Origin of the sequence: Amycolatopsis deserti (assembly GCF_014653945.1) — a bacterium.
Classification (GTDB): Bacteria; Actinomycetota; Actinomycetes; order Mycobacteriales; family Pseudonocardiaceae; genus Amycolatopsis_E; species Amycolatopsis_E deserti.
In genome coordinates this window covers 180597-195809 of the sequence record NZ_BNAU01000003.1, presented here as the reverse complement: position 1 = coordinate 195809, position 15213 = coordinate 180597, and the positions used below count along the sequence as shown (strand labels likewise).

Below are 15213 nucleotides of genomic sequence, written 5' to 3'. Positions count from 1 at the left end.
GGCTCGTACCACAACTGATCCACTTTCTAGCTAAGGACAGACATGGCAAAGCGCAGCAAGGCTTACCGCCAGACCGCTGAGCAGATCGACCGCGAGCGGCTCTACGCCCCGCTCGAGGCCGTCAAGCTGGCGAAGGAGCTCTCCAAGTCCAAGATGGACGAGACGGTCGAGGTCGCGATGCGCCTCGGCGTCGACCCCCGCAAGGCCGACCAGATGGTCCGCGGCACCGTGAACCTGCCGCACGGTACCGGTAAGACCGTCCGCGTCATCGCGTTCGCCGTCGGCGACAAGGCCGCGCAGGCCGAGGCCGCCGGTGCGGACGCCGTCGGCAGCGACGACCTGATCGAGCGAATCCAGGGTGGCTGGCTCGACTTCGACGCCGCTGTCGCGACGCCGGACCAGATGGCGAAGGTCGGGCGCATCGCCCGCATCCTGGGCCCGCGTGGCCTGATGCCGAACCCGAAGAGCGGCACCGTGACGCCCGACGTGGCGAAGGCGGTCACCGAGATCAAGGGCGGCAAGATCGACTTCCGGGTCGACAAGCAGGCCAACCTGCACCTGGTGATCGGCAAGTCGTCGTTCGACGCCGAGAAGCTGGTGGAGAACTACGCGGCCGCCCTGGACGAGATCCTCCGGGCGAAGCCGTCCGCCGCGAAGGGCCGCTACATCAAGAAGGTGGTCGTCTCGACCACCATGGGACGCGGCATCCCGGTCGACCCGTCCCGGACGCGCAACCTCCTCGCGGAGGAAGCGACCGCCTGACGGTTGAGTTGTGAGAAGGGCCCCGGCGCTGCTGCGCCGGGGCCCTTCCGCGTTACCGGCTGGTGGGCGTGGCGGGAGCCGCGCAGGTGCGCGGGCCGGGTTCGTGCCCGGTGATCAACCACTGGTCGCCCACCTTCGTGACCACGAAGACGCCGAGCGCGGGTCCGCCGCTGATCTGGTAGGCGCAAGAATCGATCCGCACGACCGTGCCCTGCACCGGCTGGCTGCTGCCGAAGGGCAGTGAACCCGCGTACGCGGTCATGTTCGTGACCTGTTTCTTCAGGTCCAGGACGGCTTCCCGGCAGTCCGGGTACCGTAGGTCGGCGGCGAACTTCTGCTGAGTCGCGGTCTCGAACAGACCGCATGCCCGATCCGGCTGGCCGTACGCGACCTGCTGGTAGACCTGCCGCGCCGCTTCGTAGGGGTTGACGGACAGGATCTCGTTGGTGTGGTAAGTGCCACCCCCCGTCTGGGACGCCGGGAGATCCGGGTCGTCCTCCGGGAAGAAGTGGTTGTAGGCCAGCTTGCCGGCCACGATCAGGACTATCAGGAACAGCAGGGCGGACAGCAGCTTGCCCGCCAGGCGTTTGGCCCACTTCGGTGCCCTGATCTTCGGGCCGGGTTGGGGGGCGGGCTGGAGTTGGCCGTACGGCGGCGGAAGGACGGGAGGGCCGCCGGGGCCGGCTTGCGTCGGTGGGGTGTAGCCGGGCGCGCTTTGCACCGGGGCGTTCTGGGTGGGCACCAGCTGGCCGTTGCCCTGGCGCTGGGCCTCCTGGTAGCGGAGGAAGTCCTGGAACTGCTGGAACTGCTGGAATTGCCGCAGTTGCTCCGGATCCAGCTGCGGCTGCGCCGGCTCCACGGCTGAGCCGCCGCCGGCCGCGGGCAGCCCGCCGGCTGGGGTCGGCGCCTCCGGGCCCTCCTGCGGCTCGTCGGGCTGTTGGCCTGCTCGCTGCTCCACCACCCGCCCATGATGCCTGCCGCCCGGTGGCCGAGTCATCACGCACCGCGCAAACCGGCCCCCGCGTCGGGGACGAAAACCACCAGGTACGATGGACGACGGTTCTACCGAAGACCGCTGGTTCTTCACGCCCCCACAGGCGTGAAGCGAAGTGCCCCGAGCAGAAGGGGCGGCCCGCGCAGGAAGAACGAGGCCGGCGCACCCCGGTGTGCCCTCAACGCCCCGTGCTTGCTGCGCGTGGGCGTTTTCTTCTTCCCGGGACTCCTCGCACAAGGCGGTCATACCAGCCAAGAGAGGAGGCGACCCATGGCGAAGCCGGACAAGGTGGCGGCCGTCGCCGAGATCGCGGACCACTTCCGCAACAGCTCGGCCACCGTCGTCACGCAGTACAACGGCCTCTCCGTGTCCCAGCTGTCCCAGCTGCGCCGCGCTCTCGGCACCAGTGCCAAGTACCGGGTTGCGAAGAACACCCTCGTGCAGCGGGCCGCGGAAGAGGCCGGCATCGAGGGTCTGCAGGACCTCTTCGTCGGCCCGACCGCGATCGCCTTCGTGCAGGGTGAGCCGGTCGACGCCGCGAAGGCCCTGAAGAACTTCGCCAAGGACAACGCCGCCCTGGTCATCAAGGGCGGCTACATGGACGGCCGCCCGCTGTCCGTCGACGAGGTCAACCAGATCGCCGACCTCGACAGCCGCGAGGTTCTCCTCGCCAAGGCGGCAGGCGCGTTCAAGGCCAAGCTGTCCCAGGCCGCGGCGCTGTTCCAGGCCCCGGCGTCCCAGGTCGCCCGCCTCGCGCAGGCCCTGGCCGACAAGCAGCAGGGCGACGAGGCACCCGCCGAGAGCTGACGTACCACCCACCCCGTACCACCCGTTAGGAAAGGAACGCCATCATGGCGAAGCTGAGCACCGACGAACTGCTCGACGCGTTCAAGGAGCTGACCCTGCTGGAGCTCTCGGACTTCGTGAAGAAGTTCGAGGAGACCTTCGACGTCACCGCCGCCGCCCCGGTCGCCGCCGTCGCGGCCGCCCCGGGTGCCGCCGCCGCGGGCGCTCCGGCCGAGGAGGAGAAGGACGAGTTCGACGTCATCCTCGAGGGTGCCGGCGACAAGAAGATCCAGGTCATCAAGGTCGTCCGCGAGGTCGTCTCCGGTCTGGGCCTGAAGGAGGCCAAGGAGCTCGTCGAGGGCGCCCCGAAGCCGCTCCTGGAGAAGGTCGACAAGGACGCCGCCAACGCGGCCAAGGAGAAGCTCGAGGCTGCCGGCGCCAAGGTCAGCGTCAAGTAGTCGCGAATTTCGCATCTCGAAAAAGGCGGGTCACCCACAGGGTGGCCCGCCTTTTTCTCATCACCTGGATTGTGGCTTGAAAAACTCATGAGTAACCTGCTCGGGACTTGACTCGTTGCACCCTGTTGACGCCGGGCAGGCGTGTGCCAGGGTGTTGATCCACGGCGTCGGAGCTGCGGGAGGTTCGATGGGTGCCGAGGTGGTCATCGAGGGTCTGACCAAGTCCTTCGGGCGGCAGACCATTTGGCGGGACGTGACCTTGACACTGCCTCCGGGCGAGGTGTCGGTCATGCTGGGCCCGTCGGGCACCGGTAAGTCGGTGTTCCTGAAGTCCATGATCGGGCTGCTCAAGCCCGACCGGGGCAAGTGCGTCATCAACGGCGTGGACATCGTGCGCTGCAGCGAGCACAAGCTCTACGAAACGCGAAAACTGTTCGGTGTGCTGTTCCAGGACGGCGCGCTGTTCGGCTCGATGAACCTCTACGACAACGTCGCCTTCCCGCTGCGCGAGCACACCAAGAAATCCGAGACCGAGATCCGCCGGATCGTGCTGGAAAAGCTCGAGATGACCGGTTTGGCCGGCGCCGAGAAGAAGCTGCCGGGCGAGATCTCGGGCGGTATGCGCAAGCGCGCCGGCCTGGCCCGCGCCCTCGTGCTGGACCCGGAGATCATCCTGGTCGACGAGCCGGACTCCGGCCTGGACCCGGTCCGCACCACCTACATCTCGCAGCTGTTCATCGACGTCAACGCGCAGATCGACGCGACGTTCCTGATCGTCACGCACAACATCAACCTGGCCCGCACGGTGCCGGACAACCTGGGCATGCTGTTCCGCAAGGAGCTGGTCATGTTCGGTCCCCGCGAGGTGCTGCTGACCAGCGAGGAGCCGGTCGTCAAGCAGTTCCTCAACGGCCGGATGGACGGCCCGATCGGCATGTCCGAGGAGAAGGACACCGCCCAGATGGCCGCCGAGCGCGCCATGTTCGAGGCCGGCCACCACGCCGGCGGTGTCGAGGACGTCACCGGTATCCCGGCCCAGATGCAGCCGACGCCGGGCGTGCCGACCCGGCAGGGTGCGATCCGGCGCAAGGACCGGGTCATGAAGATCCTGCACACGCTGCCGCCCGCCGCGCAGGAGGGGATCATCGAGTCCCTGTCCCCGGAGGAGCAGCGCCACTACGGCGTCACGCCGCGCCGAGCGGTGGTCACCGGCAGCCGGCACGCCGCCCCCACCCAGCCGCTGCCGACGCAGCACCAGGGGCAGCTGCCGCAGGACGAGATCGCCCGCATGCCGCAGTCGGGCTGGTCCAGAACCGAGACCACCGACCGGCTGCGCGGCCCGGGGGCCGGTGAGGCATGAGCTCGACGGCCTCCCCGGCCAAGGTTCCCGGACTCGGAATGCTGCGTGAGACCGGGAAGTTGTTCGCCCTCGGGCTGGACATCATCCGCGGGTTCTTCCAGCGGCCGTTCCAGTTGCGGGAGTTCATCCAGCAGTCGTGGTTCATCGCGAGCGTCACGATCCTGCCCACGGCCCTCGTCGCGATCCCGTTCGGCGCGGTCATCTCGCTGCAGTTCGGCTCGCTCGCGCGTCAGCTCGGCGCGCAGTCCTACACCGGCGCCGGCAGCGTGCTCGCGACCGTGCAGCAGGCCGCCCCGCTGGTGACCGCGCTGCTCGTCGCGGGCGCCGGCGGCAGCGCGATCTGCGCGGACATCGGCGCGCGCACGATCCGCGAGGAGATCGACGCGATGGAGGTGCTCGGCGTCTCCGCGGTGCAGCGGCTGATCGTGCCGCGCGTGCTCGCGTCGATGCTCGTCGCGTTGCTGCTCAACGGCATGGTCAGCGTCATCGGCGTGCTCGGCGGTTACTTCTTCAACGTCGTGCTGCAGGGCGGCACGCCGGGCGCGTACCTGGCGAGCTTCTCGGCGCTGGCGCAGCTGCCCGACCTGTGGGTCGGCGAGATCAAGGCGCTCATCTTCGGCTTCATCGCGGCCGTGGTCGCCGCCTACCGCGGGCTGAACCCCGCCGGCGGACCGAAGGGCGTGGGTGACGCGGTGAACCAGTCCGTCGTCATCACGTTCCTGATGCTGTTCGTCGTGAACTTCGTCATCACGCTCATCTACCTGCAGATCGTCCCCGGAAAGCTGAGCTGATCATGGCGAGCATCGGTCAGACGGCGAAGCGGATCGCCCACCGTCCACTGGAGATCCTGGACAACTTCGGCGATCAGATGTCGTTCTACATCCGTGCGCTGGCGTGGACGCCGCGCACGATCCGCCGGTACACCAAAGAGGTCCTGCGGCTGCTGGCGGAGGTGAGCTTCGGCTCCGGATCGCTGGCGGTCATCGGCGGCACGGTCGGCGTGATGATCGGCCTGACCCTGTTCACCGGTGTGCTGGTCGGCCTCCAGGGCTACTCGGCCCTGAACTCGATCGGCACGTCGGCGTTCACCGGGTTCCTGACGGCGTTCTTCAACACCCGCGAGATCGCGCCGCTGGTCGCGGGACTGGCGTTGTCGGCGACGGTCGGCGCCGGGTTCACCGCCCAGCTGGGCGCGATGCGGATCTCGGAGGAGATCGACGCGCTCGAGGTGATGGGCGTGCCGAGCCTGCCCTACCTGGTGACCACCCGGATCATCGCCGGGTTCGTCGCGGTCATCCCGCTGTACGTGATCGGCCTGCTGTCGTCGTACCTGGCGTCCCGGCTGGTGGTCATCTACATCTACGGGCAGTCCGAAGGCACGTACGACCACTACTTCAACCTGTTCCTACCTCCCGAGGACGTCTTCTACTCGTTCATCAAGGTGCTGATATTCAGCGTCGTGATCATCCTGACCCACTGCTACTTCGGGTACCGCGCCTCGGGCGGCCCGGCGGGCGTGGGTGTGGCGGTGGGCCGCGCGGTGCGGCTGAGCATCGTCACGGTCGCCATCATCAACTTCTTCATCGGGTTCGCCATCTGGGGGACCTCGGTGACGGTCCGGATCGCGGGGTGAGGACACCGTGGTGACCTTGCGTCGCAGGCTGCTGGGCCTGCTCCTGATCGTGGTGCTCGCGGCGGGCGTCACGCTGTCGATCGCCATGTACAACCGGGCGTTCACGCCGACGGTCGAGGTGAAGCTGCAGGCCGGCGAGGTCGGCAACCAGCTGCTGCCGCAGTCGGACGTCAAGGTGCGCGGGCTGATCGTCGGTTCGGTGAAGTCGATCGACGCGAGCGCCGACGGCGCCACGCTGACGCTCGCGCTCGACCCGGAGTCGGCGAAGCTGATCCCGCAGAACGTCAGCGCCCGGTTCCTGCCGAAGACGTTGTTCGGCGAGCGGTACGTGTCGCTGGAGATCCCGGAGCGGCCGTCGGCGCAGACGATCGCGGCGGGTGACGTGATCCCGGAGGACCGCACGCAGAACGCCGTCCAGCTGTCGCAGGCGCTGGACAACCTGCTGCCGGTGCTGCAGGCCGTGCAGCCGGAGAAACTGTCCAGCACGCTGACCGCGATCTCCACCGCGCTGCAGGGCCGCGGCGAGACGCTCGGGCAGACCCTGTCCGAGCTGGGCACCTACTTCGGCGACCTGAACCCGCACCTGCCGCAGCTGCGGGAGAACCTGCGGGAGCTGGCGAAGTTCTCCGACAACCTGTCCGACGCGGCGCCGGACCTGGTGCAGACGCTGGACAACCTGTCCACCACGACGAAGACGGTGTTCGACGAGCAGCAGAACCTGCAGGCCCTCTACGCCAACGTGACCGCCGCCTCGCAGACCCTGGAATCGTTCGTGAGCGCGAACGCGAGCAACCTGATCAGCCTGGCCGAGAACTCGCGCCCGACGGCCGAGTTGCTGGCGAAGTACGCGCCGGAGTACCCGTGCCTGTTCGGGTCGATGGCGGAGCTGGTGCCCTACGTGGACCAGGCGCTGGGCAAGGGCACGAACCAGCCGGGCCTGCACGCGACGATCGAGATCGTCACCACCCGCGGGCCGTACGTGGCCGGCCGCGACGAGCCGCGCTTCGAGGACAAGCGGGGCCCGCGCTGCTACAACGTCAAGCAGTTCCCGCAGCCGTTCCCGCAGTACCCGCCGGAGGGCCCGATCAAGGACGGCGCCCAGCCGACCCCGGGCTCGCGTCCGGCCAGTGACGGCCTGCAGCCGGCCAACACGATCGCCGACGCCGGCGGTTACAACGGCGGCGGTGGCGCGGCGGGCGGCAACCCGGCCAACAGCCGGGCCGAACTCGACTTCCTGTCCCAGCTCGTCGGCCCGCAGGTCGGCCTCGACCCGGCGGCCATGCCGGGCTGGTCCGGCCTGCTCGTGGGCCCGCTCTACCGGGGTGCGGAGGTGACGGTCAAGTGAGGGGACTGGTCGCGCCGCTGGTCAAGCTGACCATCTTCATCGTGATCACCGTGCTGTTCACGGCGATCCTCGGCATCAGCATCGCCAACATCAACACCCAGGACACCACCGGGTACAGCGCGCGCTTCACCGACGCGACGCTCGTGCTGCCCGGTGACGACGTCCGCATCGCCGGCGTGAAGGTCGGCCAGGTCACGAACGTCAAGATCGTCGACCGGCGCCAGGCCCAGATCGACTTCGAGGTCGACCAGGGCCGCACCCTGCCCGCCGGGGTGACGGTGCAGATCAAGTACCGCAACCTGGTCGGCCAGCGGTACCTCTCGCTCGGGCAGGGCACCGGCGAGGGCACGCTCAAGCCGGGCAGCACCATCCCGCTCGAGCGCACCACGCCGGCCCTGGACCTCGACGAGCTGTTCAACGGGTTCAAGCCGCTGTTCCGCGCGCTCAACCCGGAGGACGTCAACAAGCTGTCCTACGAGCTGATCCAGGTGCTGCAGGGCGAGGGCGGCACGATCGACAGCCTGCTCGCCCACACCGCGTCGCTGACCACCACGATCGCGCAGAAGGACCAGGTGATCGGCCAGGTGGTGACCAACCTGAACACGGTGCTGGACGCGGTCAACGCGCACACCCCGCAGCTGACCGACCTGATCGACAAGCTGCAGCGGCTGACCACCGGCCTGGCGCAGGACCGCGACTCGATCGGCGACGCGATCGACGCGCTGGGCGGCCTGGCCACCACGACCGCGGGCTTCCTGGACGAGGCACGCGAACCGCTGAAGAACGACATCTCGGCGCTGGGCGGGCTCGCCCAGAACCTCAACGACAGCGAGCCACTGGTGGAGCACTTCATCCAGTTCCTGCCGCAGAAGGTCACGACGCTGGCGCGCACGGCCGACTACGGTTCCTGGTTCAACTTCTACCTCTGCTCGGCGACCGGGAGCGTGTCGCTGCCGCCGCTGATCAACCAGGAGATCAACCTGCCGATCATGCCGGTGACCAGGGAGCGGTGCGGATCATGAGGAGCTTCCAGTCCCGCAACCCGGTGCCGATCGCGGCCGTCGGCCTCGTGCTGATGCTGCTCGGCTTCATCGCCGCGCTCAACGCCGACGACCTGCCCATCATCGGCGCCGGGACGAGCTACGAGGCGGAGTTCACCGAGGCGGCCGGCCTGAAGGCCGACGACGAGGTGCGCGTCGCCGGGGTGAAGGTCGGCAAGGTCACCGACGTGACGCTGGACGGCGCGTCGGTGAAGGTGACGTTCAAGGTCAAGGACACCTGGCTCGGTGACAAGACCGCGGCGGCGATCAAGATCAAGACGCTGCTCGGCCAGAAGTACCTGGCGCTGGACCCGGTCGGGGAGAAGGCGCTCGACCCGGGCACGCCGATCCCGAAGGAACGGACGCTGGCGCCCTACGACGTGCTGGACGCGTTCCGGGACCTGTCCACGACGGTCAACGACATCGACACGGACCAGCTGGCCCAATCCTTCGACGTGCTGTCCCAGACGCTGTCCGGCACCTCGGACAACGTGCGCGGCGCGCTCAACGGCCTGTCCCAGCTGTCCGACACGATCGCCAAGCGGGACACCGAGCTGGCGCAGCTGCTGCAGAACACCAACCAGATCTCGCAGACGCTGGCCGACCGCGACCAGCAGCTCACCCGGTTGCTGCAGGACGGCAACCTGGTGCTGCAGGAGGTCGCCGCCCGCGAGCAGGCGATCTCGACGCTGCTGACCGGCTCGCAGGAGCTGTCCCGGCAGCTGCAGGGCCTGGTCAGCGACAACGACGCGCAGCTGACGCCGGTGCTGACCTCGCTGGACCAGCTGACCGCGATGCTGCAGCGCAACCAGGACAACCTGGCCCAGGGCATCGCCCGCTTCGCGCCCTACATCCGGGTGTTCACCAACACCGTCGGCAACGGGCACTGGTTCGACAACTACATCTGTGGTCTGATCCTGCCCTCGATCGGCCCCCTGAACGAAGAGGGGTGCAACCAGAAATGACGGAGACCCGCTTCGGCCGATCCCTCGCGCGCGGCGTCGCCGCGGCGTGCGCGCTCGGTCTCGTCGTGGCCGGCGTGCTCTGGTGGACCCTGAAGGACGCCGACCGCAAGCACATCACCGCCTACTTCACCAGCGCGACCGGCCTCTACGTGGGCAACAGCGTGCGGGTGCTTGGCGTGGACATGGGCAAGGTGACCTCGGTCGAGCCGATGGGCGACCGGGTCAAGGTCGTCATGGAGTACGACCGCGCGGTGCAGGTGCCCGCCGACGCGCAGGCCGCGATCGTGGCGCCGTCGCTGGTCAGCGACCGGTACGTGCAGCTCGCCCCGGCCTACACCGGCGGCCCGGTGATCAGCGAGGGCGCCACCATCCCGCTGGAGAAGACCGCGGTGCCGATCGAGGTCGACCAGCTCTACGACAGCCTGGACAAGATCAGCCGGTCGCTCGGCCCGAACGGGGTCAACTCCAACGGCTCGCTGTCGGACCTGCTCACCACGCTGGCGCAGAACATGGACGGCAACGGCCAGGCCCTGCACGACACGATCACCAAGCTGAGCCAGGCGTCGCGGACGCTGTCGGGCAACAAGGACGACCTGTTCGCCACGGTCTCCAACCTGGCTGACTTCACCACGACGCTCGCCAACAGCGACAACCAGGTTCGGCAGTTCGAGCAGCGGCTGGCCGACGTCTCCGGCTACCTGGCGGGGGAGAAGGACAACCTCGCCGCCACGGTGCAGCAGCTGGGCACCACGCTCGCCACGGTGCAGCAGTTCATCAACAACCACTCCGACCGCTTGAAGTCCAATGTGGACAAGCTGGCGAGTGTGACCCAGGTGCTGGTGGACCAGCGCAGCGCGCTCGCCGAGATCCTCGACGTCGCGCCGGTCGGCCTGAACAACGTGATCAACGCCTACAACGGCTCGTCGGGCACGCTCGACGCGCGGGCCAACCTCAACGAGCTGACCCAGCCGCCGATCGTGATGATCTGCAACCTGCTCAAGCAGACGCCGGACGCGCTGGACGCGATCGGCGACCTGTGCGGCTCGGTGGCGCCGCTGCTGGACGGCGCGGTGCCGCTGCCCTCGGTCGCGCAGACCGTGCACGCGCTGCAGAACGGCCAGCTGCCCCCGCTGCCGCTCCCGCTGGCCCAGACCGTCTACGGAACGGGGGCGTCGCGATGAGGAAGCCACTCGCCCTCGCCGCCGCCGGCCTGGCCACGGCGCTGACCCTGACCAGCTGCTCGTTCGGCGGCATCTACGACGTGCCGCTGCCCGGCGGCGCCGACCTGGGCGACCACCCGTACACCGTCAAGGTCCAGTTCAACGACGTGCTCGACCTCGTGCCGCAGGCCGGGGTCAAGGTCAACGAGGTCCCGGTCGGCCGCGTCGAGTCGATCGGGCTGACCGAGGACGGCTGGCACGCCGAGGTCACGGTCAGGCTCAACGGCGACGTCAAGCTGCCCGCGAACGCGCTGGCGAACATCCGGCAGTCCAGCCTGCTCGGCGAGAAGTACGTCGAGCTGGCCTCGCCGGGCGAGGACCTGGCGCAGGGCACGCTCGCCGACGGCGCGGAGATCCCGCTGGCGCGCACCAACCGCAGCGTCGAGGTGGAGGAGGTGCTCGGCGCGCTGTCCATGCTGCTCAACGGCGGCGGGGTGGAGCAGCTCAACACCATCACCAAGGAGCTCAACGCCGCCACCGAGGGCCGCGAGCCGGACATCCGGCGCCTGCTGGACAACGCCGACCGGCTGGTGTCCACACTGGACGCCCAGTCCGGTGACATCACCCGCGCACTGGACGGCCTGAACCGGCTCTCCAGCACCCTGGCCGGGCAGAAGGACCAGATCGTCGGCGCGATCGACGACCTCGGCCCCGGACTCGGGGTCCTGGAGCAGCAGCGGAGCCAGCTGGTCACCATGCTGCAGGCGCTGCAGAACCTCTCCGGCGTCACCGTCGACACGCTGAACAAGAGCCAGGAGAACCTGGTCGCCGACCTGCGGGCGCTGCTGCCGACGCTGCAGAAGCTCGGCGAGGCCGGCGCCGACCTGCCCAAGTCACTGGAGATCCTGCTGACCTACCCGTTCACCGACGCGGCGGTCGACGGCGTGAAGGGCGACTACTTCAACCTCTACGCCAAGATCGACCTGAACCTGCAGAACGTGCTGCAGAACCTCAGCCGCAGCAGGCAGAACCCGCTGGCCGGGGTGCTGCCGGACAGCCTGGCCGGGCTCACCGGCGGGGTCGAGGGCGAGCAGGCCAACCAGCCGCCACCGCTGCCGTTGCCGCTCCAGGGCGCGCAGCAGAGCACAGCGGCTACCGGGGCCACCGGGGCCACCGGGGCGCAGCCGCAACAGACCGGGGTCGCGGGCATCTTCGGCCTGCTGGCGGGGGGTGCGTGATGCTGGTCCGCAAGACGAAGATCCAACTGGTCGCGTTCCTGGTCATCTCCGTGGTGGCCGTGGTCTACGCGCTGATCCGGTTCGCCGGGCTCGGGCAGGTGTTCGGCCAGACCGGGTACACGGTGAAGCTGGAGCTGACCCAGTCCGGCGGCATCTTCACCGGGGCCGAGGTCACCTACCGCGGCTACAACATCGGCAAGGTCGGCCAGCTGCGGCTCACCGCCGACGGTCTGGAGGCCGACCTGGAGATCGACCCGGACACCCCGCAGGTCCCGGCGAACCTGCAGGCCGTCGTCGCCAACCGGTCGGCGGTCGGGGAGCAGTTCGTCGACCTGCGGCCGGTCACCGACGGCGGGCCGTACCTGGCGGGCGGCGCGGTCATCCCGGCCGCGAAGACCGAGGTGCCGATCGGCACCGACCAGATCATCACCGACCTGGACAGCCTGGCCTCCTCGGTGCCCAAGGACGCGCTGCGGACCGTCGTCGACGAGTCCTACAACGCCTTCAACGGCACCGGGCCGGGGCTGCAGCAGCTGCTGGACACCGCGCGGGACTTCACCGCCACCGCCCAGCAGTACCTGCCCCAGACGGTGCAGCTGCTGGACTCCGGGGAGCGGGTGCTCCAGACGCAGAACCAGCAGGCGGGCAACCTGAAGGAGTTCAGCCGCAACCTCAACGAGCTGTCGGCGACCCTGAAGGGCTCCGACGCCGACATCCGGCGGCTGATCGAGGTCGCCCCGGGTGCGGCGCAGACGCTCAACCAGTTCGTGGCCGACCTCGGGCCCGGGCTCGGCGAGCTGACCGCGAACCTGCTGACCACGTCGAACCTGCTGCTGACCCGGCAGGACGGCATCCAGCAGGTGCTGGTCAGCTACCCGGTGCTGGCGGTGGGCGCCCGCAGCGTGGCGCCCGGCGACGGCACCGCGCACCTCGGGCTGGCGCTCAACCTGTTCGACCCGCCGGTGTGCACCAAGGGCTACATGAGCCCGGAGCAGTACCGCACGGGGGCGGAAACCACGCCACGGGAGCCGAACCTGAACTCCTACTGCGCGGAGCCCCCGGGCAGCCCGATCGGCGTGCGCGGTGCGCAGAACGCGCCGTACAACGGGGTGCCGGTCGACCCGACGCCGCAGGAAGTGGCGCAGAACTCCGACCGGGACGAGGAGCAGCTGGCGTACATGCGGGGCACCCCCGGCGTCGTCGGCTCGCCGGGCGTCTCGATCACCAGCCTGTCCGCCCTGCTGGGGCTGCCCGGCTGACGCCGCCCACACGCGACCTACCTACTCTGGAGAGTTATGAGTTCGGACGAGGCACGGACCGAGGAAGCCGGTTTCCCGGATCCGCCGGCCGCGGACCCGGCCGCCGGGGACAAGCTGGGCCGGTACCTGGTGCTGGGCACCGCCGCGCTGGCCGCGGCCGCCCTGATCGTGGCCGGGATCTTCGGCGTCCAGTGGTGGGTCGCCTCCGCCGACGACAACCTGGCGCTGGCCCAAGCCCGCGACGACGTGGTCAAGGCGGGCACCACGGCGGTCAAGGCGTACACCGAGCTGGACTACACCAACCCGGACGCCTACTTCGCCCAGCAGAAGGCCGTGTCGACCCAGGATCTGGCCGACCAGATCACCGCGACCGAGCAGAACTACCGCCAGGCCATGACCGAGGCCAAGACCAAGGTGACCACCACGGTCCAGGACATCGGGGTGGAGGAGCTGGACCTGCACGGCGGGAAGGCGAGCTTCCTGGCCGCGATCAGCACGCTGGTCGCCAAGGAGGGCGCGCAGCCGGTCGCCAAGCCGTTGCGGCTGGAGGTGCAGATGACCCGGGTCGGGGACGAGTGGAAGGTGTCCGGGATCGGGTCGGTGCCGCTCGTGAGCGGGCAGTAACGGTCGCCGCAGGCGTACGAGGAGAGGACCAGTCATGCCACCGTCTCGCCGGCAGACACCGCCGGTGCGCCGTCGTCCCAAGGTCGCCGGCGCCGGGATCCGGCGTCCCTCGCCGACGCCCCGCGACGAGGAGTACGCCGAGACCGAGGAGGTCACGGGCCGGCACGCCGCGCCCGAGCCCGAGGTCGATGAGGTCGAGGTCGCCGAGGCTGAAGCCGCTGCCGAGGCTCCGGCCGAGCCGCGCCGGCCCAGCCCGCGGCCCAAGGCCCGCGACGAGGGCGAGCCGAAGCCGGAGAGCTACGCCGAGGCCGAAGCGGCCACGTCGGACGAGGAGCCCGAGGCTTCTGGGGTGCGGCGGAAGATGAACCCGTACACCCTGGCCGGCGCGTTGTTCGGCTTGGCGCTGGTGCTGGCCGGGTTCGCGGTGTGGTTCAAGATCGAGGGCAACCGGGTCGACGCGATGACGTCGAACACGGCGCTGCTGGACACCGCCCGCACGGCGGAGGTCAGCAAGGCCGCCTCGGGTGCGGTGGAGTCGCTGTTCTCCTACGACTTCAACAACATCGCCAAGACCCAGGACGCGGCCAAGGACCTGCTGCTCAACGACGAGGTCAAGGCCACGTACAACCGCATCTTCGGCGAGGTCGAGCGGCTGGCCCCGCAGCAGAAGATCGTGGTCACCGTGAAGGCGACGCGCAGCGCGGTGATCATGCTCGACGGTGACCGCGCGAAGGTGATGGTGTTCGTCGACCAGACCTCGACGCGCACGGACCAGAACCAGACCGCGAGCGGCAGCGCCCAGCTGTGGGTGAACATGCAGTACGTCGACGGGAAGTGGAAGGTGTCCGCGCTGGACACCTACACAGCCGACCAGCCCACGCCGACGCCCGCGCCGTCCAGCGCACCCCCGGCGAGCCCGGCGCCGTCACGCTGACCCGCATCCGGACGCCCCCGCCGAGCCTCGGGTTCGGTGGGGGCGTTCTGCTGTTCCTGGGGCACCCTGCCGCGGCGGGACGCGCGCGATGGGACACCGCCGCGGGCACCGTCCCGCTGAGCCGATTTCGGGTGCCCCGCCGCGCCCCCACCCCGCGGCGGCGCCGCGAGCTTCGTTCCGCCGAGCCGTGCGCGTCCCCGCACGGTCCTGCTGCGCAGGCTCCGCCCGCCGAGCCCGCGCATGCCACCGTTGCGGACGCTCGGCCCGCCAGGGCCATTCCGCTGGGACACCCCGCGCCGCGCGCGTGAAGCGCGCCACTCCGCACCGCCGCGAACGCTCCTCCGCGACGGCCGCACCCGGGGCCCCGCGCCGCTTCCGCGGGGCCCGCAACAACACCCGACGACGATCTTGGACCGGCGTGACCCAGCCCGCAACCCCTCGCGGCCGAGTACGGCCCGGACCGGCCCCAACCCGGCGAATCCCCAGGTCGAAGCCGTGTACGGACCGCGATCGCGTTGCGCCAACCGGCGGGTTCGCCGCGTGGCATCTTGACTCTTCGGCGCCGGGGGTTCACGCTTATCGCCAACGGCAGCGCCCTGCGGGAGGGCCTGCCGGGAGGCGATGCCTGAGGACGTCGTGATCGAGGTGCGGGCCC

At 69.5% G+C, this 15213-nt stretch carries 15 protein-coding genes; 14 read left to right on the top strand and 1 reads right to left on the bottom strand.

Features of this window, described 5'->3' with window-relative positions; translation table 11 throughout:
• Positions 1–42: 42 nt before the first annotated feature.
• Positions 43–762 carry a 50S ribosomal protein L1 gene (gene rplA, locus IE290_RS15685; RefSeq protein WP_191245315.1) on the top strand — a complete coding sequence of 240 codons (720 nt, stop codon included), beginning with the start codon at positions 43–45 and terminating at the stop codon, positions 760–762.
• Between the two features lie 52 nt (positions 763–814).
• On the opposite strand, the gene IE290_RS15680 is transcribed toward rplA, so the two are convergent.
• Positions 815–1723: a hypothetical protein gene (locus IE290_RS15680; RefSeq protein ID WP_191245314.1), complete on the bottom strand. Its 909-nt coding sequence runs from the start codon at positions 1721–1723 to the stop codon at positions 815–817.
• Positions 1724–2026: 303 nt separating this feature from the next.
• On the opposite strand from IE290_RS15680, the gene rplJ reads away from it, so the two are divergent.
• The 13 genes from rplJ to IE290_RS15615 all read left to right on the top strand — a co-directional run bounded on the left by rplJ (position 2027) and on the right by IE290_RS15615 (position 14558).
• Positions 2027–2563 (top strand): 50S ribosomal protein L10, encoded by a 537-nt coding sequence (gene rplJ / locus IE290_RS15675; protein WP_094003879.1) that lies wholly within the window; start codon positions 2027–2029, stop codon positions 2561–2563.
• Between the two features lie 44 nt (positions 2564–2607).
• Positions 2608–3000 carry a 50S ribosomal protein L7/L12 gene (gene rplL, locus IE290_RS15670; RefSeq protein WP_094003880.1) on the top strand — a complete coding sequence of 131 codons (393 nt, stop codon included), beginning with the start codon at positions 2608–2610 and terminating at the stop codon, positions 2998–3000.
• A 187-nt stretch (positions 3001–3187) separates the two neighbouring features.
• Entirely contained in the window at positions 3188–4360 is a 1173-nt protein-coding gene (locus IE290_RS15665) for an ABC transporter ATP-binding protein (RefSeq protein WP_191245313.1), read from the top strand.
• A complete protein-coding gene (locus tag IE290_RS15660; protein WP_191245312.1) occupies positions 4357–5151 on the top strand; it encodes an MlaE family ABC transporter permease in 795 nt (264 codons plus the stop codon). The genes IE290_RS15665 and IE290_RS15660 overlap by 4 nt, the downstream gene beginning before the upstream one ends.
• A gap of 2 nt (positions 5152–5153) precedes the next feature.
• Positions 5154–5993: an MlaE family ABC transporter permease gene (locus IE290_RS15655; RefSeq protein ID WP_191245311.1), complete on the top strand. Its 840-nt coding sequence runs from the start codon at positions 5154–5156 to the stop codon at positions 5991–5993.
• A gap of 7 nt (positions 5994–6000) precedes the next feature.
• Complete coding sequence (locus IE290_RS15650) at positions 6001–7338, top strand: MCE family protein (protein ID WP_191245310.1); 1338 nt, start codon at positions 6001–6003, stop codon at positions 7336–7338.
• Positions 7335–8360, top strand: a complete 1026-nt coding sequence (locus tag IE290_RS15645) for an MCE family protein (protein ID WP_191245309.1) — start codon at positions 7335–7337, stop codon at positions 8358–8360. Before IE290_RS15650 ends, IE290_RS15645 begins: the two co-directional genes overlap by 4 nt.
• On the top strand, positions 8357–9343 hold the full coding sequence (locus tag IE290_RS15640; RefSeq protein WP_191245308.1) for an MCE family protein: 987 nt from the start codon (positions 8357–8359) through the stop codon (positions 9341–9343). The genes IE290_RS15645 and IE290_RS15640 overlap by 4 nt, the downstream gene beginning before the upstream one ends.
• Positions 9340–10524 (top strand): MCE family protein, encoded by a 1185-nt coding sequence (locus tag IE290_RS15635; protein ID WP_191245307.1) that lies wholly within the window; start codon positions 9340–9342, stop codon positions 10522–10524. The genes IE290_RS15640 and IE290_RS15635 overlap by 4 nt, the downstream gene beginning before the upstream one ends.
• Complete coding sequence (locus IE290_RS15630; RefSeq protein ID WP_191245306.1) at positions 10521–11741, top strand: MCE family protein; 1221 nt, start codon at positions 10521–10523, stop codon at positions 11739–11741. Before IE290_RS15635 ends, IE290_RS15630 begins: the two co-directional genes overlap by 4 nt.
• Positions 11741–13000, top strand: coding sequence for an MCE family protein (locus tag IE290_RS15625; protein WP_191245305.1), 1260 nt, complete (start codon positions 11741–11743; stop codon positions 12998–13000). The genes IE290_RS15630 and IE290_RS15625 overlap by 1 nt, the downstream gene beginning before the upstream one ends.
• Positions 13001–13036: 36 nt before the next feature.
• A complete protein-coding gene (locus IE290_RS15620) occupies positions 13037–13624 on the top strand; it encodes a hypothetical protein (RefSeq protein ID WP_191245304.1) in 588 nt (195 codons plus the stop codon).
• Positions 13625–13658: 34 nt separating this feature from the next.
• Positions 13659–14558, top strand: coding sequence for a hypothetical protein (locus IE290_RS15615; RefSeq protein ID WP_191245303.1), 900 nt, complete (start codon positions 13659–13661; stop codon positions 14556–14558).
• Positions 14559–15213: the final 655 nt, after the last annotated feature.